Origin of the sequence: Pseudoalteromonas sp. SR43-7, from assembly GCF_014163785.1 — a bacterium.
GTDB classification, from domain to species: Bacteria; Pseudomonadota; Gammaproteobacteria; order Enterobacterales; family Alteromonadaceae; genus Pseudoalteromonas; species Pseudoalteromonas distincta.
Genome location: NZ_JACJDY010000005.1, coordinates 1 through 21,677, shown reverse-complemented (window position 1 = coordinate 21,677; position 21,677 = coordinate 1). Strand labels below are relative to the sequence as shown.

Below are 21,677 nucleotides of genomic sequence, written 5' to 3'. Positions count from 1 at the left end.
GTACTGATTTAGGGTCTTTTACCGCAGTGCCTGCAAAACATATGGCTGTTATGCTCATTTAACTGCGTTTTAATGGCCTTATTAGCTTCTAGCTTACTCAAGCCTAACTTATGACGTAGCTCTTCTAGGTGTATTTGTTGAGTGTCATTAAGTGTGCCACCTTGAATTGACTCGTGCACAGCGTCTTCAAAAAACTGACGGCGTTTACGTATCTGTTCTGAAAAACTAGACGCGAGTAATCCGGTAGGAATAGCGACCATACCCATACTCAGTAGCGTGATAACGCCACCGAAAAATTTACCCAATGGTGTTATAGGTACTACATCGCCATAACCAACGGTCGTCAGTGTTGCCATTGCCCACCACATAGCCGCAGGAATAGAGCCAAATTTATCGGGTTGTATATCGTGCTCAATTAAATAAATTCCGCATGAAGCTAAAATAAGCACAACGGCCATTATAAAAAAAGCAGCCATTAATGAACTACCTTCATCGTTAAAGGCTTTTAAAAGTAGCTGCATGGCGCGTGAGTAGCGAGTGAGTTTAAATACTCTTAATAATCTGAGTATGCGTAAAAAACGTAAATCGAGAGGAAATAAAAACATCATTAAGCTTGGCAAAATCGCTATTAAGTCGATTAACGCAAGTGGTGATAAAAAATACTTTAATCTGCGTTTACTGTTTGAGCCTTCCATTGCTACATATTGTGTTTTATCTACACAGGCCCAAAGCCTGGCTAAGTATTCAATAGCAAAAATAGCGACCGATACAATTTCTAAAACTAAGAATTCGTTGTAATACTGCTCTACCACACTTGGGATTGACTCAATAACAATGGCTACAACGTTAATCATTATTAAGCTAATGAGCGCAATATCAAGAATATGCCCTGAACGTTGATATTGACCTGTACCTTCAAACAGGCAAGCCATTTTTTGTCTTAAAGTGTGTGGTTCATTCATTATTTAAGTTTAAGTACCATGTTAATACTGCCTTCTTCAAAGTCGCGACTAATTTTAAAACCTAACTTACGGGCAAGCTCAATCATCCCTGTATTCTCTGGTAAGGTTATGCCTTCAATCGATTCCACACCTTGACGTTTACAGTGGTTAATTGCTGCACTCATTAGTATGCGACCAAGCCCTAAACCTTGGCAATCTGAGCGTACTACAATGGCAAACTCAGCATGCAGGTTATCGGGGTCCATAATGACGCGAGACACACCTAATGTGCGAGTTTTACCTTCAAAGCGTTGGCAAACAATAAACGCCATTTCACGGTCGTAATCAATTTGCGTCATTTTAGCGAGTTGATCGTGGTTAAATTGTGGTAGTTCGCCAAAAAAGCGTTTATATCTGTCTTCTTTGTTAAGTGACTCGTCAAATACTTTATGAGCTTGTTCATCTTCCGGTTTTATCGGTCTGAGCGTAGCTTGAGTGTTATTTTTAAGTGTTACCACTTCAACAAGGTCAATAGGGTAAGGACGAATAGATAAGCGCTTACGATTGCTCTGAGCTTGATAGCGGTTAAGTGTCATAGTGGCATCGAGAACTAAAAACTGCCCATTGCTGGCAAGTATAGGATTTAGTTCCATTGAGCTTATATCGGGTTGATCAATAACTAACTGAGAAATACGCGTTAGCAGTGCACATAAACGATACTTATCAACTTTTTCGGGGAGTATGCGCTCCTTTAATACGCCTTTGTCGTGCGCTGCAGCAATTAAATACTTTGCTAAGTTCATATTCAGTGGAGGTAGAGCAACGGCGGCTTGTGCATATTCAAGGCCAGTGCCTGCTTCACCTAATAATATAACAGGGCCAAAATTAGGCTCGGTTTTAATAGCAATTCGCAGCTCATTAGCGCCTGCTCGCGGCGCCATTTTTTGTAATGAAAACCCTTCAATAACAGCATCCGGATAAGTGTTTTTAATACGGATAAGCATCGCAAAAGCAGTTTGTTCAACCTCGTTGGCGTCGTTTAAGTTAAGTACCACACCACCTACTTCAGACTTCGAAGCAATACTTGGGCTAATAAGTTTCAGCGCGACCGGAAAACCAAGCTCAATGGCTTGCTCTTTGGCTTCTGTTGGGGTGTAAGCGACCTCAGTTTGAATGCATTTAATACCATAGTGGTTTAATACTTGGCTTGCCTGATGGGTAGGTAAGTAGCTTTGTCCATCATCTAAAAACTCATTAATAAGGGTTCTAGCTGCCACCTTATTTATTTTAGCGTCATCAGTGTTCGACTCAGGTGTTTGCGTTAAATGCTTTTGGTTACGACGATACGTTACCAAGTGCATAAATGCGCCAACAGCCCCTTCAGGCGTACGATAAGTGGGTATTGCGTTGTTTGAGCACACTTTTCTGGCAGCGTAAGATGCGTCTTCACCCATAAAGTTAGTTATAACGTAAGGGCGTGCCATTTTAGGTAATGTTTGTAAGGTTTCTACAATAATGTTGGCGTAGTCTTCGCTGGGCGCAAGCGCTGAGGGAGTATGGATAATCAGTAAGTTTTTAACTTCTTTTGCGTGCAGTAAAATTTCTAATGCTTGCTTATAACGCGCAGGTGCTGAGTCGCCAAAAATATCCACAGGGTTTGAGGTGGTTTCTGATTGCGGAATAACTTTATTTAGCGCATTTCGGGTTTCAATGCTTAGTTCTGCTAATTTACCGGAGCTTTGAATAAGCTCATCAACAGCCATAACACCCGGGCCGCCACCATTAGTTAAAATTGTCAGTTGTTCTACTTTTAATAATTTTGGATGCATGGCGAGTGTTTGTGTCGCTGCAAATAGCTCTCGTAAATCATTTACACGCAGCATACCCGCTCGTTGAAATAACGCATCGTAAACAGCGTCAGAGCTTTGCTTTCCGCCGGTGTGAATTTCGGCTGCAAGTGCGCCTGCAGTTGTTTTACCTGTTTTAATCGCAATTACAGGTTTACTAAAGGCCGCGGCTCTTGCTGCTGATATAAAGCCACGAATATCTTCAATGTTATCTATGTAGAGTAAAATAGCTTTTGTTTTAGCATCACGACCTAAAAAGTCGAGTAGCTCATTGAAGTTTATATCAAGGCAATCGCCTACTGATACAAAATATGAAAAGCCAATTTCTTTGTTTTTAGCCCAATCTAAAATGGTTGAGCATACTGCTGCTGATTGCGATACAAATGCTATTTTACCTGGGCTTGCCACGGTATGTGAAAAGCTCGCATTTAACCCAATATGAGGGATCAGCAAGCCTAAGCAATTGGGTCCAAGCAAAGTAACTTGCTTGGCTTGAGCGCATGCTTTAAGCGCGCTTTTTTGCTCCCCAGACAGCCCATCGGCAATAACAATAGCTGTTTTACAGCCAAGCTCTCCAAGCTGCTCAATAATATCAATTAAGGTGTTTTTGTTAGTACAAATAACAGCAAGGTCAGGTACTTTTGGTAAGTCAGCAATAGAGGGGTAAGCAAGTACGCCATGTACTGCGCTATGGCTTGGAGTAACAGGCATTATCGGCCCTTTAAAACCGCCCTGAAGTAAGTTGCGCATAACCACAAAACCAGCCCGAGTTGATATGTTAGAGGCGCCAATAATGGCCACTGAGCTTGGGTTAAAAAATTGGGTTATACGCTTAAGGCTCATGGTTTTTCCTAGGCTGATTAAATTTTGCGTTATTTATTGTCTCAATGTACCCTGTTTACTGTGTTATTTCGAGCGTCTCGATGCTTATTATTGATATCAATCAAGGAGATTATTGTGAATAAAAACCCCGGTTTTTACATTGTTATAGCGGCTATTTGTTTAAGTATAGGCTTAATTAGCTTAGGGTTTATTTTAAAAAGTACCGCTTTGAGTGTGAAAGGGATGGAACGTACTGTGCAGGTTAAGGGATTGGCCGAGCGAGAAGTAATAGCCGATACGGTAATTTGGCCTCTGCAATTTAGTGATGCCGACAATAACCTTGAAAAATTAGTAAGCCGAGTTGAGAAAAAAAATGATGCGGTAACTGCTTTTTTAAAACTCCATGGTTTTGACGACGATGAAATAACAATAGGTAGCCAGTCAGTTATTGATAAGCAAGCACGTGAATACAGTAATGAAAATCAACAATTTAGATACATAGTGCGCTCAAATATTATTGTTTATTCTGCTGCGCCAGATAAAGTGCAAAACGCGCTGAGTAAAGTAAGCCAGCTTGCTAAACAAGATATCGCAATAGTGCAAGATAGCTACGAAACAAAAGTTGAATACATCTTTACTGGCCTCAATGACGTAAAGCCTGCGATGGTGCAAGAAGCAACTGAAAAAGCGCGTGAAGTCGCTAATAAATTTGCTAAAGACTCTAATTCAAAATTAGGCAAAATAAAAACAGCTCGCCAAGGGCAATTTAGTATCAGTAATCGAGATTCAAACACACCGCAAATAAAAAATATAAGAGTGGTAACCAGTGTTGAATATTACTTAAATGACTAGGAAATAATATGTCAGAGTCTAAATATGGTCAGTTTGTGCTGGCGCCCCGTTCGTATTTTTTTACTGCTATAGCGAGCGTAGTATTTGCGTTTATAGGCTTTAGTTATAATGCATGGCGGATGGAGGCAAGTGAAGATAACAACAATACACGCATTGCTAGCTTTCAAATTTTACAAGAACTAGCCGAGCTTGAGCTTATTGTATTTGCAGCACATTACGATAATAACAAAATAGATGGCAGCCCCAGAAAAGGCTGGGTCAAAGTTAACTTAATTCATGACTTAAGCTACTTAGCCGTTGATAAAGCACATTTAAAAACAAAAGACTTACAAAAGGTCTGGCAAACAAATTGGCCAAATATGGTTGATCACGAAAGTGCTGCGCAATCTATTACACATGCCATAGACAGTGTGCGTACAGAAGTTGTGAGTGAATTAAAGCGCCTTGATTAAGTGAGCAACTTGCGCCGTTGAGCGTTGCAAGTAAGCGGCGCTCAGTAAAATTGTGGTCTCGTTAACTTTTTGCCCTTTTATTACGTTGGCAAGCTGTTGTTTTGCGTTAGGGTTTTGTTTTTGCTCTATTTCCATTAATGCTAACAAAGCTGAAAATTCATGCTTTACCGGTGTGCTAGGTTTATTTGCATAGGCTATGTAGCAGGCAACCGGTGTTAAGCCATGAGAGTTGGGCTGCGCCAGCGCTTTAGCTAACTCATCATTTGATTCAAACAACATCAAAGAGCGCACATAGTTAAATGGCAGCTTTGTAGCATCGGCATGCTTAAACACATTGTGCAGTACGTTATTTTCTTGTGTATCTTGTACTAAAAAGCCTTTATTTACTTTCAGCGCAGGGGTAAAAAAGCTCAATGCGTCAATATTAGTGAGTTGATTAATAAATGGAGAAGGCGCTGTGTTAGAGCTTAATATCCGCGTTGCTATGTTTTGCATAAAGTCATACTTAACACTCAATCGTTGGGCGCTGTCATATAAATGGTTAAGCTGCAAAGTTTGCTGAGCAGGGCTTAACTGCTTAAAGTCGTTATCGAGCTCATTTAACTGTTGCTTTGAAATACGCGCGTTAAGTAGTTGTATGCTTAAATCCATTATTATTTCCAAAAATTTTTTTTACTACTATAAAACAAAAAAGGCCGCAAATGCGACCTTTCATATTTAAAGCAATTGTTTAAATTGGTTTTAAGCTTTTTTGCTTGCTACCCATTCATTAACAAAGTTCTCTAGTACATTTAGTGGTACAGGACCATTTTTAAGTACTACGTCGTGGAACTGGCGAATATCAAACTTATCACCCAGTTGCTTTTTAGCGTCTTCACGAAGCTCTAAAATCTTAAGCATACCCACTTTATAAGCCGTTGCTTGTGAAGGCATTACAATGTGACGCTCAACCATTTTAACACCGTCAGATGTTGCATTAGGCGTGTTATTTACGTAGTAATCAATACCTTCTTGACGAGTCCACTTCATCGCGTGAATACCCGTATCAACCACTAGACGACATGCGCGCCATAGCTCCATTGAAAGACGACCAAAATCTGAGTAAGGGTCTGAGTACATGCCCATTTCTTTAGGAATGAACTCTGAGTATAAACCCCAACCTTCAATATACGCTGTGTAACCACCAAATTTACGGAACTTAGGAACGCCTTCTAGCTCTTGCGAAATAGCGATTTGCATGTGGTGACCCGGAATACCTTCGTGGTAAGCAAGTGCTTCCATTTGATATGTTGGCATAGCTTCCATGTCATAAAGGTTAGCGTAGTAAATACCTGGGCGTGAACCATCTGGAGCTGGCTGTTGGTAAAATGCTTTGCCCGCTGCTTTTTCACGGAATGCTTCAACTGCTTTTACTTTTAAATCAGCTTTTGGTTTAACAATGAATAACTCATCTAAGCGTGTTTTCATTGTATCAATAAGTCCAGTGGCTTCATCAAGGTAGCGTTGCTTACCTTGTGCATCATTAGGGTAGTAAAATTGTTTGTCAGTTTTCATAAACTGCATAAACGCTTTTAAGTCGCCTTTAAAGCCTACTTTATCTTTAATTTCACGCATTTCATCATGAATACGTGTCACTTCAGATAAACCAATTGCATGAATTTCTTTAGCCGTTAAATCTGTTGTTGTAGTGCGCTTAAGTGCGTTGTTATAAAACGCTTCGCCATCTGGTAATTTCCATGCGCCATCGCGATCATCAGCACGTTTCTCAAGCTGCGCTAGGTAATTAATTAGCTTAGAGTAAGATGGTTTAACAGCCGATTTTAATGCATCTGATGCATCGCTGATTAACGAGTCTTTTTCGTCTTGGCTAATTTCAAGCGCTGTTACTTTGCGTTTAAAGTCAGCAAGCAATGTAGAATCATCGCCTTTTTCAAACGGTGCACCGTGAATAATGTTTTTGCTTGAATCAATAACATGCGGGAATACAAATTTAGGGGCTATGATGCCTTTTTCTGCACGTACAGTTAAATCAACGATAAGCTGATCAATAACACCAGTTACACCATTTAGGCGTGAAATGTAGTCTTTAGCTTCTTTTACATTACTAATTGAGTGCTGATTAATTAAAAACGCAGGGATCATAGAATGCGTACCAAACATCTGGTTCACAGGGTAATTATGGTAGCGCCATTTAAAGTCAGCAATTGAGCTTTCAAGATCCTGTTTTTTTAAGTCGTAGCTAACTTTTGTTGCATCATCTAATAGATCACGATTAATTGCTTTTAATGCAACTAGGTCAGCTTTTGTTTGTGCTAAATCTTTAAGCTTTCTTTCTTCGCTGCCATCGTCCCATTTATCGTAATCTTGCTTAATCCCCATGTATGTTTGATATACAGGGCTGCTCATTACATCGCGGTTAAATGTATCTTCAAAAAATGCATTGGCTTTGTCTATTTCACTTTGTTGTGATTGAACTGCTTGTGCAATAGGGGCTGAAGTAGATTGTTGTGTTGTTTGCTGGCAACCAGCAAGTAGTGCAACGCTTACTGCGGCCGCAATAAAAGTGAGTTTACGCATTGTTTTCCCTTTTGTTGTTAGAAACCCATTAGGGTGATTTATATTTATTAGTTTTATATTGTTGTGCAGTGCCTTAGCGCTACACAAACAATTCTAGCAGGTCATTTAAAAAGCGATGACCTTTTAAGGTTACCTGCCAATGGCTGTCTGTTTGAGTCAATAAACCTTTATTTATTGCCTGGTTTAATGCACTTTGCTGACTTTGCAGCGGCAGTGTTGTTAGTTTATTAAAATCATTAATTGGGCAAGGCTCAACAAGGCGAAAGCGATTCATAAAAAATTCAAACGCTAAATCGTCTTGCTCTACATGCCAGCTTTTATACATATACGGTTTAATTAAATCCATATAGCCGCGTGGATGTTTAACCTTTTCGGTACGCGTTATAAGCCCTGTATTTGCATCAGTAACCTTACCATGTGCGCCGCAGCCAATACCGAGATAATCGCCAAAACGCCAATAATTTAAGTTATGTTGGCATTGATAGCCCGGTTTTGCATAGCCTGATATTTCGTATTGCACGTAACCTGCTTGCGCGAGTAGCTCAACCCCTTGTTCTTGAATGTCCCACAGTGTTTCATCTTGTGGCAAGGTAGGGGGTTTTGAAGCAAACTGAGTATTGGGTTCAATAGTTAGTTGATACCAAGATATATGCGGTGGATCGAGCGCTATTATTTGTTTTAAATCACTCAGTGCATCATCAAGTGTTTGCCCAGGTAAGCCATGCATTAAATCAAGGTTAAAGCTATTTAAACCGGCTTCCTTAGCTTGTTGCGCTGCATAGTTTGCCTCGTCACTGCCATGAATCCGACCAAGTGCTTTTAACTTGTCGTTTTGCATGCTTTGCACGCCAATAGAAATACGGTTAATGCCTGCTTTTACGTAATCTTTAAAGCGACCTGTTTCTACTGTACCAGGGTTGGCTTCAAGGGTTATTTCGCAGTGTTCTTCAAGCCCAATTAGGTTGTCGACTTCATTTAATAAACGGGTATAAGCTGCACCAGTTAATAGGCTCGGAGTGCCGCCACCAATAAAAATGCTGTGAATTTTACGTCCTTGCACTAAGTGCAAATCTGCTTTTAAGTCATCAATTAAGTGTTGAACATATTCAGCTTCAGGTATTTCACCTTTTTGTCCGTGGCTATTAAAATCGCAGTACGGGCATTTTTGTACGCACCAAGGCACGTGCACATATAAGCTCAGTGGTGGAAGGTTCACAGGCCGCCTTTTTGCTGTAGTTCTAGTAATAATTTTTGCAGCGCTTGTCCGCGATGACTCACTGCATTTTTTTGCTCTTTTGTAAGCTCAGCACTCGTACAATTTTTCTCTGCTACAAAAAACACAGGATCGTAACCAAATCCACCATTGCCATTTTGAGTGAGCGTAATTTCGCCCTCCCAACTAGCACTACAAATAAGCGGAGTAGGGTCGTCTGCGTGGCGCATTAACACCAGTACACACCAAAAGCGTGCACTGCGAATAGGGTTATCACCTAAATCTACAAGTAACTTATCAATGTTATCTTGATCGCTGGCACCTGGGCCTGCAAAACGGGCTGAGTAAACACCGGGCGCGCCATTTAAGCCATCAACTTCTAAACCTGAGTCATCGGCAATAGCAGGCATACCAGTAATTTTAGCGGCATGGCGCGCTTTAATAATGGCATTTTCAACAAAGGTAGTGCCGGTTTCGGCAACTTCACCTACGTTAAAATCGCTCTGTGGAACTACATTAATATTCAGAGAGCTTAGCATGTTAGCTAGCTCTTTTACTTTGCCAGGGTTATCTGTAGCAAGTACTAAAGTTTTGGTCATGTTATTAATCTACGTAAAATTTTTGCTGAAACTGTAATTTTTGAAATTGATTATTTTGTTGTATCTCAATCTCAAAGCGTAAAATCTCTTCGTTGGTGTAATCAACTTGGGCAAGGTAATAAATTGACTCACCTTCTTTTACTTCTTTAAAAGTAAGTGTTTGTTTGTTGCCAAGTAGGTTTTTAGCTGTGCCTGTAAGCTTTGCCGTTTGTGCTGTTTTATCGGCATCATTTTTTAATATAGAAATGTTTACAACCCCTTTGTAGCCACTGCGCTCAAGGTTGTATGCTTTTGCTATTTTTGGCTGAATAAAAGTAGAAGGAAAGGCGATGTAATGGACTTGCCAAGGGCCAAGCTCCTTGTATTGTGCGCCCTGCATTTCTTCGCTTTGCGCGTTAAATGCAAATGCTAAATAAGCAATAAAACAAAACTTAATTAAACGGTTCATTATGTATTCCTCAAAACATATAAAAAAGAGGCCTTTGGGCCTCTAATTAAAAAATCCATATTAGACTAAAAAATCCATAAGCAGCATTTGCAAAAACTGAATACCAATAATAAGCACTAAAACTGATAAATCTAAGCCACCCATTGATGGCAATATTTTACGAATTGGTTTTAGCATTGGTTCAGTAAGCTGGTGGAAAACCGCTTCTATAGGGTTATAGCCTTGGCTAACCCAACTTAAAATAGCGCGAATAATAAGTACCCAAAATACTAAATTAAGGCCTTCTTTTAGTACCGTTATAAGTGCTTGAATAAGCACAGGCTGTATTGCCCACGCATTATATATAACAAGCATTAAAGTACTAATTTTGGCTACAGCCACTATAAATGCCAGCAACAGAGATGCTAGATCAAGTCCGCCAAACCCCGGAATGATTTTACGCAGTGGTTTTACCGCAAACGAAGTGGCTTTAACCACAAACTGGCTCATTGGATTGTAAAAGTCGGCTTTTGCCCACTGCAGCCAAAAGCGCAGTAATACCACCATTAAAAACAAATCAAACAGGGTACTGATTAAAAATTGCATGGCATTCATAGTGTAACCTTCAATAAAAAGTGGTTTTAAAGTTCTTTTTCCATTTGCTCTGCACGCGCAATACACGCATCCATTGCATCGCCAACGGTTTTAGTTAAGCCTTCATCTTTTAAGTGCTCAACAGCTGCGTGAGTAGTGCCGCCTTTAGATGTTACGTTTGAACGTAGTTGCGAAATACTAATATCAGGCTGGCTAAGTGCCATTTCGGCAGCGCCAAGGGCTGTTTGTTGTACCAGGCGACGAGCGTCTTCATCGTTAAAGCCCAGCGCTTTAGCTTTTTCTTCTATGGCTTCCATAAATAAGAAAAAGTAAGCAGGTGATGAGCCGGTTACAGCAATAATATCGTTAATTTGTGACTCTTTTTCCACCCATACAACAATGCCCGTACATTCAAAAACTTGTTGTACAAATTCGTGTTCGCTTGGTGTTTCGCCCGCACCATATAAACCTGATACTCCGCGACCTAATAAAGATGGCGTGTTTGGCATGCAACGTACCATTTTAACGTCTTGGCCTAGCATTTCACGCAAACGCTTTACAGTTAAGCCCGCAGCAACAGAAATAAACAGTTTATCGCTAAAATCTACGCCTGACTCTTGAAACGATTTACATAAATCGCCCATCATTTGTGGTTTAACAGACAAAACAATTACATCAGCATCGCGCAGGGCTTCGTTATTGTCACTGGTGGTTTGCACCTTGAAATCAAATGCTACCTTTTCAAGCTTTTCTTGGTTGCGGTTAGTCGCAATTATGTTACTTGCGTTAAAGCCGTTTTTTACCATGCCACCAATAATGGCGTAGCTCATATTACCTGTGCCTATAAATGCGATTTTTTTATCTGACATAAATCTGTTATCACCTTTTAAGTTCGTGTTCCAAAAATGTCTGTGCCGATCCTTACCATGGTTGAGCCTGCGCTAATGGCAGCTTCAACATCGTTACTCATACCCATCGACAAAGTATCTACTTGAGGATATTGGGTCTTTAGTTTATCAAAGCAAGTTTGTAATTGCTCAAAAGATTGAATTTGCGTATCCAGTCTGTCGCTTTTAGCGGGAATTGCCATTAAACCTCGAAGTGTTAAGTGCTCACATTGGTTAATAAAATTGGCAAGTTCATCTATTTCATCACGGCGGCAACCTGACTTTGCTTCCTCATTACTTATATTTACTTGAATAAGTATATTAAGAGGTGGTTTATCGTCTGGGCGCTGGGAATCTAATCGCTTTGCTATTTTTATGCGATCAACACTTTGCACCCAATCAAAGTTAGCAGCTACTAATGCACTTTTATTTGATTGAATAGGGCCAATGAAATGCCAAATGATGTCGCTATATGACTGTAGTTGAGCTATTTTATCTATAGCCTCTTGAACATAAGATTCACCAAATTCGCGCTGACCATGCTCATAAGCTGCAATAATATCTTCGCTTGGTTTAGTTTTAGACACTGCTAGTAGAGTAACTTCGTTAGTGTTTCGCTGTGTGTTTTTTGCCGCGTCTGCAATTCTAGCGTAGGCGGATGTGAGTCGTTCTGCTATTGTAACCATATATTTATCAGTTAGTTGTGGAGTCATAAATGGATATTACCGAATTATTAGCGTTTAGTGTGCAACACAAAGCATCCGATTTACATTTATCGTCGGGTGTTTCACCTATGATACGCGTAGACGGTGATGTTCGCCGCATTAATATACCAGCCCTTGCAGACAAAGACGTAAACAGTCTGGTTTACGATATTATGAACGATAATCAACGCAAGGACTACGAACAAAACCTCGAAGTGGATTTTTCGTTTGAAGTGCCTAATTTAGCACGTTTTCGTGTGAATGCGTTTAACTCTAATCGCGGGCCTGCTGCGGTATTTCGTACCATACCAAGTGAAGTGTTAACGCTTGATGATTTAGGTGCGCCAGATATTTTTAAAACAATCTCTGATACCCCACGTGGACTCGTGTTAGTAACAGGGCCAACGGGTTCTGGTAAATCAACAACACTTGCCGCTATGGTCGATTATATAAATCAAAATAAACATCACCATATTCTAACAATAGAAGATCCAATCGAGTTTGTTCACGATAATAAATTAAGTTTAATTAACCAACGTGAAGTTCACCGCGATACACATAGCTTTTCAAACGCGCTACGTAGTGCATTGCGTGAAGACCCTGATGTAATACTTGTGGGTGAGTTACGAGATTTAGAAACAATTCGTCTTGCAATGACCGCTGCCGAAACGGGTCACTTAGTGTTTGGCACGCTACATACAACATCTGCACCAAAAACTATTGACCGTATTATTGATGTATTCCCAGGTGAAGAAAAAGCTATGGTGCGCTCAATGTTATCTGAATCTTTACGTGCGGTAATTTCACAAACGCTGCTTAAAAAAATTGGTGGTGGGCGAGTTGCAGCACACGAAATTATGATTGCAGTTCCTGCTATTCGTAACTTAATTCGTGAAGATAAAATTGCACAAATGTATTCGTCTATTCAAACCGGTGCGTCTGTGGGCATGCAAACAATGGATCAGTGTTTAACTAATTTAGTTAATCACGGTATTGTTACAAATGCGGCAGCGAAAGAAAAAGCGCAAGACAAAACACAATTTGGTGGGTAAGAAATTATTATGGCTTTATCTTTAAACGACTTTTTACTCATAATGATTGAGAAAAAGGGTTCTGACCTATTTGTATCGAGTCAGTTACCTGTAAGTGCAAAAATAAACGGCGAGCTAATAGCTCTCAGTGACGATAGACTGACTGATGAGCAATCGCTTGAGTTAGTAGAATCTGCAATGAGCGAAAAGCAAAAAGCAGAGTTTCATACAACGAAAGAATGTAACTTTGCGATTGCTACCGACGAAGGGCGTTTTCGTATTTCTGCTTTTTGGCAGCGCGATAGAGCAGGTATGGTTATTCGCCGTATTGTGACGCAAATTCCTGATGTGAGTGATTTAGGTCTGCCGTCTACACTGACAGATGTAATTATGTCTAAACGCGGTCTTGTCTTATTTGTAGGTGGTACAGGTACGGGTAAATCGACCTCACTAGCTGCACTTATTGGTTATCGAAACCGTAATCAACGAGGTCATATACTGACCATTGAAGATCCGATTGAGTTCGTTCATGAGCATCGTAAAAGTATTATTACTCAGCGCGAAGTAGGGCTTGATACAGAAAGCTTTGAGTCGGCACTTAAAAGCTCATTACGCCAAGCTCCAGATGTTATTTTGATTGGTGAAATTCGATCGCAAGAAACCATGGAATACGCCCTAAGCTTTGCTGAAACCGGGCACCTATGTGTTGCGACACTACATGCTAATAATGCGAACCAAGCGATTGACCGTATTATGCATTTAGTACCAAAAGAAAAACACGATAAGCTTAAGTACGACTTAGCACTTAACTTACGCGCCATTGTTGCTCAGCAACTAGTGCCAACTGCTGATGGTGAAAGCCGTGTTGCAGCTATTGAAATATTGCTTAACTCACCAATGGTCGCTGAGCTGATTAAAAATGGTGATATTGGCGGAATTAAAGAGGCAATGGCTAAGTCGAAAGAAATGGGCATGCAAACCTTTGACCAAGCGTTATTTGAGTTGTACAGACAGCAGCGAATTAACTACGCTGATGCACTGCACCATGCTGACTCGCCAAATGATTTACGCTTAATGATAAAACTGCGCAATAACGAACAACAAGGTGCGGGCTTTTTACAGGGCGTTACTATTGATGGCCTTGATGATAAAAATAGCGATCAATAATTTAAAAGTAATTAATGAAAAAGCGCCAATTGGCGCTTTTTTTATTTGTATAAAGGGTTGTTTATACCAACCTGCATAAATCTTTGATCAATTTAACGAATTAAATTGCACTATAACGTCGTTAAAAATTTTTTATTTAGAACAACTAGATATAAAAACTTTTGCCTAGTTCTAGCGTAATTTTCTTAACGTTAAATAGACCCCATATATAAGCAGATTGGTATTATATAGCAGGCTTATTCACCGTAACTAGATTCAAAAAAGCTTTCTAAAATAATAACCGCAGACATATTATCTACGTTACCTTTACCTAAGTTTTTATAGCCGCCACTTTCAAAAAGTCGCGCTTTAGCGTCCGCTGTTGTTAAACGCTCATCTTGTGTTTGCACAGGAATGCCATAATGATTATGCAATCTGTTGGCAAACTTTTTTGCTTTAAAGGTAACCTCTTGTGATGTTCCATCCATATTTAGTGGTAAACCAACAACCATTAAGTCAGGCTGCCACTCGGCTACTTGTACGGCGATATGGTCCCAATTAGGAATACCATCTTGTGCTTTTACAGCCTTAAGGCTAGACGCACTGCCGGTTAACTCTTGCCCAATAGCAATACCAATACTTTTGGTGCCAAAGTCAAAGCCCATTACAGTGCGTTCGCCTTGCGGCTTAAGCGATTTTTTTGTCATGTGTATCTTGTTTAAGTTTGCTAAGGGTTAGTTACTATTATGCGTGACCAGCTTCAGGGCTGAGTTGGCTAATATCAAAGCCCAACATTGAAACTGCTTTTTCCCATCGTTTTTCAACGGGGGTATCAAAAATGATCTTCGGATCGGCTTCTATGATCAACCAGCTGTTATCAAGTAACTCTTGTTCGAGTTGTCCTTGCTCCCACCCTGAATAACCAAGTGTAATAATAAACTGCTCTGGTGCTTGTGCAGTGGTTAAGTTTGCTAGAACGTCTTTTGAGGTAGTGATCATAATATCGCTACTGAGTTTTTGACTTGCTGAATAACCCGATTGGGGAGAGTGCAGTACAAAACCACGGTCAGTTTTAACGGGTCCACCTGCAAACACACTTACTTTTGCTGCGTTTTGCGTTTTGTCGTTATCAATTTCTATTTTATCTAAAAGTTCGCCAACAGTAACATCAATAGGTTGGTTTATTACCAAGCCCATAGCCCCATCTTCATTGTGCTCACAAATATAGGTAACAGCACGTTTAAAAAAAGGGTCTTGCATTGACGGCATCGCGATTAAAAAATGATTTTCTAATGACTGCATAGATTTCACCCTTTTTAGTTAATGAACTTTGAGTATGGCATAGTTATTTAAATTGACATAAAAAGCCCATTAATTGCATGAAAGGCTTAAACTAATGGGCTTTTTATTGTGGTAATTACTTACCTAATTTACGCTCAATTGCATCAAATAAAATACCTGTGATAGAAATATCATAAGCAGCTTCAATTTCGCGTACGCACGTTGGTGCAGTTACGTTAATTTCAGTTAATTTATCGCCAATAATATCTAAACCTACAAATATTAAGCCTTTTTCTTTGAGCGTTGGTGCAACAGCTTGCGCTATTTTTAAATCTGATTCGCTAAGTGGACGGGCTTCACCTCGACCGCCTGCAGCCAAATTACCGCGTGTTTCACCATTTTGTGGTATACGCGCTAAACAATATGGAATAACTTCGCCATCAACTACTAGTACGCGCTTATCGCCTTGTTTGATCTCTGGAATGTAATTTTGCACCATTGCGAAGCGGCTGCCGTGCTCGGTTAACGTTTCACAAATTACACCAATGTTGGCATCGTCTTCTCTGATGCGAAAAATCGATGCGCCACCCATGCCATCAAGCGGCTTTAAAATAATGTCTTTATGCTGTGCTAAAAATTCACGAATTTGTTTTTGGCTACGTGTAACAAGTGTGTCAGGCGTATGCTCGCTAAACCATGCTGTAAACAGCTTTTCGTTAGCATCGCGAAGGCTTTGTGGCTTGTTAATTATTAACGTACCTTCTTGTTCAGCACGCTCTAAAATATACGTCGCGTAAATGTATTCAGTATCAAAAGGAGGGTCTTTACGCATTAAAATTACGTCAAGATCGGCAAGGGCTATAGTGGCTTTTTCTTCAAGCTCATACCATTTTTCTGCATTATTAAACACTTGCGCTTTAGACGCTGTAGCGTACGACTTGCCTTTACGAAGAGATAAATCGTCCATCTCCATATAATAAATTTCGTAGCCACGTTCTTGCGCTTGCATCATCATTGCAAAACCGGTGTCTTTTTTGATGTTAAATCCACTAATAGGATCTGAAATAATACCTAACTTAATTGCCATGCGCTGTGCCTTACTATAAATGTTACTGTTTATATGAGGGTGCTTTTAGTTATTTCAATTAGCTAAATCGCCAAATTGAAGTTGTAATGCACTTAAGACCGTTAAAGCGGCTGTTTCCGTTCGTAAAACGCGCGGGCCTAAGCGAATATCTACAAATTCTAGTTGTTTGGTTAGTGCCATTTCATCGTCGGTAAAGCCACCTTCTGGGCCTACTAAAAAGCGTACGCCATCTTTAGGTACCGTAATGGTTTTAATGCTGTGCTCAGCACGAGGGTGAAGAGTGAGCTTAATTGCATCGGTTTGTTGTGCAAGCCATTGTTTTAAATCTATAGGTGGGTGAATAATTGGCACAAAATTACGCCCTGACTGCTCAGCCGCTGCAATTGCAATTTTTTGCCATTGTTGGTGTTTTTTCTCAAGACGATCGCCCATTAGTTTCACCCCACAGCGCTGACTAAAAATAGGGGTGATTTCGGTAATACCTAGTTCAACTGACTTTTGAATTGTAAAATCCATTTTATCACCACGGGATACACACTGACCTAAATGAATTTTAAGTGGAGATTCTACATCGTGAGGGTTAAGTTCTAATGGCATTACGACGACTGTTTTTTTTGTTACCTCAATTATTTCACTAAGGTATTCGCCACCTTCGCCATTAAAAATAGATACATGCTCGCCTACTTTCATGCGCAGCACTCTGCCAATATGCCCTGCAGCATCGTCATCTAAAGTTACAGGGGTGTTTAGGGCAATACTCGATGTTTGATAAATATGAGGAACTCGCATAGGGCGTCACTTACTACATAGCGTAAAAATATATATTGCTATGGTAAGTAAGCTGGGGGCTGTGCGCAATTATTTATTTTTATTAAGTTGTTCGGCGAGATCTATTAAATCTTGTGGGGTGTGCGCTATATCGTGATAATTTTGCGAAGGTTCCGTTAACGTCTCGTCGGTAACCCGGCTGAGTGTATAGCCTGTATCATCAAGATTTATTAAAAAGCGTTCTTTATGCAAGGAGTTATAAATAAAGCGCTGCTTATCACTTGCGAGTAAATAATCGGTGCTATTGAAAAGGACTCCGTGTAAATCGTGATGATCTTTTAAATAATTAATTAACTCAGAAACGCTTATTTCGTTTTCAAGATCGCAATAACTATAGTCTTTAATAAGCTCGTCAAACATCATTTTTACTAATTGGCCGGTATTACTCCCTGCAGCAATAAGTGTACTCGCTTTTGTTATGCCATTACTATTTACATAGTATTCGGCAAATGCGCGGCTAAATTCGTTGTCTATGTCAATTAACAAATAGTTCGTTATTTCAGGCGGCATAGAGCTAGGACCTTGTTGCATCTAAGTAATTACCATTATTACTTAAATGCAGACGTTTTAATTGCTGTATTTTCAGTAAAAAAGGTCTAAAGAGAAAACATACTAATAAGTAAATAACCTATAGCACAAAAAACAGCAAATTCTATGCATGCTACCCCAATATTATCTTGATGGTCTATTTCAAGAGCCGTATCAATATTTGGTAAAGAGATAACTTTTATCACATACGTTAAGCCGTAAAGTAGTATCCACATTACACCGCAATGCATTACAAGTGTAAATATGTTTTCAACCATTTTACCGTTTTGAAATGCTGCGCTAGATAAACCAGCATATACAGCCAACGCTAAGCCAATTGATTTTCCAGCATATCTTATACCAATAGATGTATTTTCTAGGTTAAAGTTACTTTGTAGTGACGCACCTTGGTTTGCTTTTGCAAAACGGTGTTCTCGTATTTTGCTATCAAGTGCAAACATCCCCTGAAGTGTAAAAAAGCTAACGCAAGCAATAAGTAAGTTGCTAAACCCTTGGGTGTGCGTCCACGTGTACAAGCCCAGAGCAATAATACAGTTAGCGATTAACATTCCTGAGTCTACCAATGCAGCACATACATTTTGTTTTAGTATGGCAGCTTCTTCATTAAATCTGTGGAGTATCCATTTTCTGTGAATTAAATGGCCCACTTTTATAAAAGTGAATAAGAGAACAATAATAATTAACACTTTTAACGGGTTTGACTGTGCAGTGCTTACGCTTATTTCGTCAAATAAAAAGGCTATAGTGGCTATAACAACCGATATTTCAGATGCAAAACTAATACCCATGGCAAAGTTGTCGTGTTGCGCTAACTCATCTTTAAGCGCTTGTTTTGCTTTGATTTGAGTGACAACTCGTAAACAAAAAATAGTTATGCAAATAACTGCAAAACTAATGGCAATCGCAATAAAACTAGTGTTAGATAAAGACAAATATGACATGGTGATCCTAATTAAGTTAACCTTTCTAGGTTTTAATCATTCTAGTACGGTTATTGATGATATAAAAGAGAGGATTGATGAGTAACGTAAAGCAACTTCCTATTCAATTACAAAAACTTGGCTTGATGCGCTTTGAACAGTTATACCCGCAGCAAAGTAAACAAAGTGAAGTTGTAAGGTTATTAGCATTAAGCGACTTTGCTTGGCGCAGTTTAGAGTCACAACCTGATTTAAATACCTGGCTATTATGCAAAGACGAAATACAAAATAGAGTAATAGATTCTCCTTTTAAAAACCTGAATTTAGCTGACCTTGATGAAGCACAGTGCCATAAAGTACTTCGTCAATATCGTGAAAAGTACTGGCTTAAAGTCGCCTTTTTAGATTTATGCTGTAATAACCCCATTGCCGATAGTATTAATTATATAAGCCAACTGGCTGACATGCTAATTAATAGCGCCAACCAATGGGCGCATGCACAGGTGGCAAAAGTAAATGGTGAACCGCTTGATGAGCAAAACCAAGCAATGCCGCTAATGGTATTGGGGATGGGGAAGCTTGGCGGACAGGAGCTAAATTATTCCTCTGATATTGATCTTATTTTTGCGTATCCGCGCAGCACAAAAACCCAAGGTGGCCGCAGAAGCCTTGAGGCCCAAGTGTTTTATACCAAAGTTGCACAAAAACTGATTGCAGCACTTAACCAAGCCACCGGTGATGGGCAAGTATTTAGAGTTGATATGCGCCTACGCCCGTTTGGCGAAAGCGGCCCTTTGGTTATGAGCTTTAATGCCATTGAAGATTACTACCAAGAACAAGGGCGCGACTGGGAACGCTACGCCATGTTAAAAGGGCGCTTAATTGGCACTCCTAATAAGTATTGGGATGAATTTATTAAGCTTTTAAAGCCGTTTGTTTACCGCCGGTATATAGATTTTTCGGTGATTGAATCCTTGCGTAAAATGAAGTTAATGATTGCACAAGAGGTTCGCCGTAAACGCTTAACTAATAATATAAAACTAGGCGCTGGTGGTATTCGTGAAGTTGAATTTATAGTGCAAGCCCTGCAAATGGTAAGAGGTGGGCGAGAGGCTAATTTACAAACCCAATCTTTACTCAAAGCATTAAATGAGTTGGCACTTAACCAAGTTATAGATGAGCAAGAAGCAAGCGAGCTTAAGCGCAATTACCTTTATTTACGTAAAGTTGAGCAGTACCTTCAAATATTTGACGATCAGCAAACGCAAACACTCCCCGATGATGAATTGAATCAGCAACGCTTAAATTTATTATTAGAACAAGCTGATTTTTCTGCCACTTTAAACACTATAGAAAAGGTGATGAAACAAGTTAACGGTGAGTTTGCACTTGTGATTGGCGAGGAAACCGTGCCACTTGATACCTGTGAAGGCGCATTTATTAGTGCTTGGGATCATGGTGATGTGAGCTTTTTAAAAGAGGCCAGAGATGAATGGCAAGCACCCCTTAACGATTTTAAATTAAGGCTGTCTAAGGTAAATATAGGTAACCGAGGGCGTGACACTCTTGATAAGTTAATGCCTGTTTTACTAAATCAATTAAATGACTTTAATGCCAGTGCAGCAGCTTTCACAATGGTTTGCCAAATTTTTAATAAGATAATTTCGCGTACTGCCTATTTAGAATTGCTTTACGAAAACCAAGGTGCATTAAAGCAACTTGTTTTACTGTGTTGTCATAGCAAATGGATAGGGGAGCATATTTCTCGCTACCCCATATTACTTGATGAACTAATAGACCCCGCAGTTCTTTATAAGCCGACCCCGCTCACAGCGTATAAAGATGAAATAAGACAGTATTTTTTACGAATAGAGCATGACGATTTAGAACTGCAAATGGAGTCGCTTAGGCAATTTAAGCAAACTCATCAATTACGAATTGCTGCCGCCGATGCAACCGGTGTTCTTGACGTAATGAAAGTAAGCGATCATTTAACCGTACTGGCAGAGGCGATTGTTGACCAAGCCGTTAATATTGCATGGCATAACACTGTTAAGCGCTTTGGGATGCCCCCAGGCACCGATGATGAAAATAAAGGTTTTGCTGTTATTGCATATGGTAAAACAGGTGGTTTAGAAGTCGGGTACGACTCAGATCTAGATTTGGTGTTTGTGCATAATCATGATGGCTCAAGCCTAACTAATGGTGAAAAACCGATAGATTCTCGTCAGTTTTATTTAAAGCTCGCTCAGCGCTTAATGCATTTATTTAATACCCGTACTGCATCGGGCATTTTATACGAGCTTGATACGCGATTACGTCCTGAAGGAGCCTCTGGTTTATTGGCTATCAATTTAGAGAGCTTTAATCACTATCAGCAAACTCAAGCATGGACGTGGGAGCATCAAGCACTTGTTCGGGCTCGATTAATTTTAGGTCAAAACGATCTGATAGATCGTTTTTCACAAATTCGTAAAAATATACTTTGCCAGCAGCGCGATGATACCGTGCTAAAAGCTGATGTAATAAAAATGCGCGAAAAAATGCGCGACCATCTAGCGAAGGGAAATATTGATCAATTTGATTTAAAACAAGATGTTGGTGGCATGGCTGATATTGAGTTTATTACGCAATATTTAGTACTTAAACACGCAAACGAGTTTGAACAGCTTACAGTTTACTCAGACAACGTAAGAATATTAACGGATGCGGCAAATATAGGTTGTATTACTAAAGAGCAAAAGCAGCAGTTGATAAAAGCGTATATTGATTACCGCTCGTGTTATCACGTGTTGAGCTTGGAGCAAAAAGGCAAATTGATCCCGCGAGAAACGTTTTTACAAGATATTACTAACGTAACTAATATTTGGAATAGTATTTTTGAATTGAATTGAATTGAATTGAATTGAATTGAAAAACC

The 21,677-nt window shown here is 39.7% G+C and carries 21 protein-coding genes; 5 read left to right on the top strand and 16 right to left on the bottom strand.

What is annotated here, in order from left to right; genetic code table 11:
- Positions 1 to 8: 8 nt before the first annotated feature.
- Positions 9 to 962 (bottom strand): ion transporter, encoded by a 954-nt coding sequence (locus H5087_RS05315; protein WP_182671395.1) that lies wholly within the window; start codon positions 960 to 962, stop codon positions 9 to 11.
- Positions 962 to 3,631 (bottom strand): bifunctional acetate--CoA ligase family protein/GNAT family N-acetyltransferase, encoded by a 2,670-nt coding sequence (locus H5087_RS05310; protein WP_182671394.1) that lies wholly within the window; start codon positions 3,629 to 3,631, stop codon positions 962 to 964. The genes H5087_RS05315 and H5087_RS05310 overlap by 1 nt, the downstream gene beginning before the upstream one ends.
- Positions 3,632 to 3,745: 114 nt before the next feature.
- Here H5087_RS05310 and H5087_RS05305 point away from each other — a divergent pair, with 114 nt between their 5' ends.
- A complete protein-coding gene (locus H5087_RS05305; protein ID WP_182671393.1) occupies positions 3,746 to 4,462 on the top strand; it encodes an SIMPL domain-containing protein in 717 nt (238 codons plus the stop codon).
- Between the two features lie 8 nt (positions 4,463 to 4,470).
- On the top strand, positions 4,471 to 4,914 hold the full coding sequence (locus tag H5087_RS05300; RefSeq protein ID WP_182671392.1) for a hypothetical protein: 444 nt from the start codon (positions 4,471 to 4,473) through the stop codon (positions 4,912 to 4,914).
- Here the strand turns inward: H5087_RS05300 and H5087_RS05295 are convergent.
- The 8 genes from H5087_RS05295 to H5087_RS05260 all read right to left on the bottom strand — a co-directional run bounded on the left by H5087_RS05295 (position 4,897) and on the right by H5087_RS05260 (position 11,924).
- Entirely contained in the window at positions 4,897 to 5,565 is a 669-nt protein-coding gene (locus tag H5087_RS05295) for a hypothetical protein (protein ID WP_182671391.1), read from the bottom strand. The genes H5087_RS05300 and H5087_RS05295 overlap by 18 nt on opposite strands.
- A gap of 90 nt (positions 5,566 to 5,655) precedes the next feature.
- The gene (locus H5087_RS05290) at positions 5,656 to 7,491 is read right to left on the bottom strand and encodes a DUF885 family protein (protein WP_182671390.1); all 1,836 of its coding nucleotides are present in this window, start codon (positions 7,489 to 7,491) and stop codon (positions 5,656 to 5,658) included.
- Positions 7,492 to 7,570: 79 nt separating this feature from the next.
- Complete coding sequence (hemW, locus tag H5087_RS05285; RefSeq protein WP_002962575.1) at positions 7,571 to 8,707, bottom strand: radical SAM family heme chaperone HemW; 1,137 nt, start codon at positions 8,705 to 8,707, stop codon at positions 7,571 to 7,573.
- Positions 8,704 to 9,303, bottom strand: coding sequence for an XTP/dITP diphosphatase (locus tag H5087_RS05280; RefSeq protein ID WP_182671389.1), 600 nt, complete (start codon positions 9,301 to 9,303; stop codon positions 8,704 to 8,706). The genes hemW and H5087_RS05280 overlap by 4 nt, the downstream gene beginning before the upstream one ends.
- A 4-nt stretch (positions 9,304 to 9,307) precedes the next feature.
- Entirely contained in the window at positions 9,308 to 9,751 is a 444-nt protein-coding gene (locus tag H5087_RS05275) for a DUF4426 domain-containing protein (protein ID WP_182671388.1), read from the bottom strand.
- Positions 9,752 to 9,811: 60 nt separating this feature from the next.
- Positions 9,812 to 10,345: a YggT family protein gene (locus tag H5087_RS05270; protein ID WP_002962568.1), complete on the bottom strand. Its 534-nt coding sequence runs from the start codon at positions 10,343 to 10,345 to the stop codon at positions 9,812 to 9,814.
- 26 nt (positions 10,346 to 10,371) lie between these two features.
- Complete coding sequence (gene proC, locus H5087_RS05265) at positions 10,372 to 11,193, bottom strand: pyrroline-5-carboxylate reductase (RefSeq protein WP_039488316.1); 822 nt, start codon at positions 11,191 to 11,193, stop codon at positions 10,372 to 10,374.
- A 17-nt stretch (positions 11,194 to 11,210) separates the two neighbouring features.
- A complete protein-coding gene (locus tag H5087_RS05260; protein ID WP_182671387.1) occupies positions 11,211 to 11,924 on the bottom strand; it encodes a YggS family pyridoxal phosphate-dependent enzyme in 714 nt (237 codons plus the stop codon).
- Positions 11,925 to 11,926: 2 nt separating this feature from the next.
- Between H5087_RS05260 and H5087_RS05255 the strand changes: the two genes are divergently transcribed.
- Together H5087_RS05255 and H5087_RS05250 are read left to right on the top strand one after the other, a co-directional pair.
- Positions 11,927 to 12,967 (top strand): type IV pilus twitching motility protein PilT, encoded by a 1,041-nt coding sequence (locus H5087_RS05255; RefSeq protein ID WP_039488318.1) that lies wholly within the window; start codon positions 11,927 to 11,929, stop codon positions 12,965 to 12,967.
- 9 nt (positions 12,968 to 12,976) lie between these two features.
- A complete protein-coding gene (locus H5087_RS05250) occupies positions 12,977 to 14,113 on the top strand; it encodes a PilT/PilU family type 4a pilus ATPase (protein ID WP_002961946.1) in 1,137 nt (378 codons plus the stop codon).
- A gap of 236 nt (positions 14,114 to 14,349) precedes the next feature.
- Here H5087_RS05250 and ruvX read toward each other — a convergent pair whose 3' ends face one another.
- The 6 genes from ruvX to H5087_RS05220 form a co-directional block, all read right to left on the bottom strand.
- Positions 14,350 to 14,799 (bottom strand): Holliday junction resolvase RuvX, encoded by a 450-nt coding sequence (ruvX, locus tag H5087_RS05245; protein WP_002961947.1) that lies wholly within the window; start codon positions 14,797 to 14,799, stop codon positions 14,350 to 14,352.
- Positions 14,800 to 14,836: 37 nt separating this feature from the next.
- Positions 14,837 to 15,394, bottom strand: coding sequence for a YqgE/AlgH family protein (locus H5087_RS05240; protein WP_002961948.1), 558 nt, complete (start codon positions 15,392 to 15,394; stop codon positions 14,837 to 14,839).
- A gap of 115 nt (positions 15,395 to 15,509) precedes the next feature.
- Positions 15,510 to 16,460, bottom strand: coding sequence for a glutathione synthase (gshB, locus tag H5087_RS05235; protein WP_154903711.1), 951 nt, complete (start codon positions 16,458 to 16,460; stop codon positions 15,510 to 15,512).
- A gap of 54 nt (positions 16,461 to 16,514) precedes the next feature.
- The gene (rsmE, locus tag H5087_RS05230; RefSeq protein ID WP_002961950.1) at positions 16,515 to 17,249 is read right to left on the bottom strand and encodes a 16S rRNA (uracil(1498)-N(3))-methyltransferase; all 735 of its coding nucleotides are present in this window, start codon (positions 17,247 to 17,249) and stop codon (positions 16,515 to 16,517) included.
- Between the two features lie 69 nt (positions 17,250 to 17,318).
- Positions 17,319 to 17,819, bottom strand: a complete 501-nt coding sequence (locus H5087_RS05225; protein ID WP_182671386.1) for a hypothetical protein — start codon at positions 17,817 to 17,819, stop codon at positions 17,319 to 17,321.
- Between the two features lie 65 nt (positions 17,820 to 17,884).
- The gene (locus H5087_RS05220) at positions 17,885 to 18,778 is read right to left on the bottom strand and encodes a hypothetical protein (protein WP_002961952.1); all 894 of its coding nucleotides are present in this window, start codon (positions 18,776 to 18,778) and stop codon (positions 17,885 to 17,887) included.
- A gap of 77 nt (positions 18,779 to 18,855) precedes the next feature.
- Here H5087_RS05220 and glnE point away from each other — a divergent pair, with 77 nt between their 5' ends.
- The gene (gene glnE / locus H5087_RS05215; RefSeq protein WP_182671385.1) at positions 18,856 to 21,651 is read left to right on the top strand and encodes a bifunctional [glutamate--ammonia ligase]-adenylyl-L-tyrosine phosphorylase/[glutamate--ammonia-ligase] adenylyltransferase; all 2,796 of its coding nucleotides are present in this window, start codon (positions 18,856 to 18,858) and stop codon (positions 21,649 to 21,651) included.
- The last annotated feature ends 26 nt before the right edge of the window (positions 21,652 to 21,677 follow it).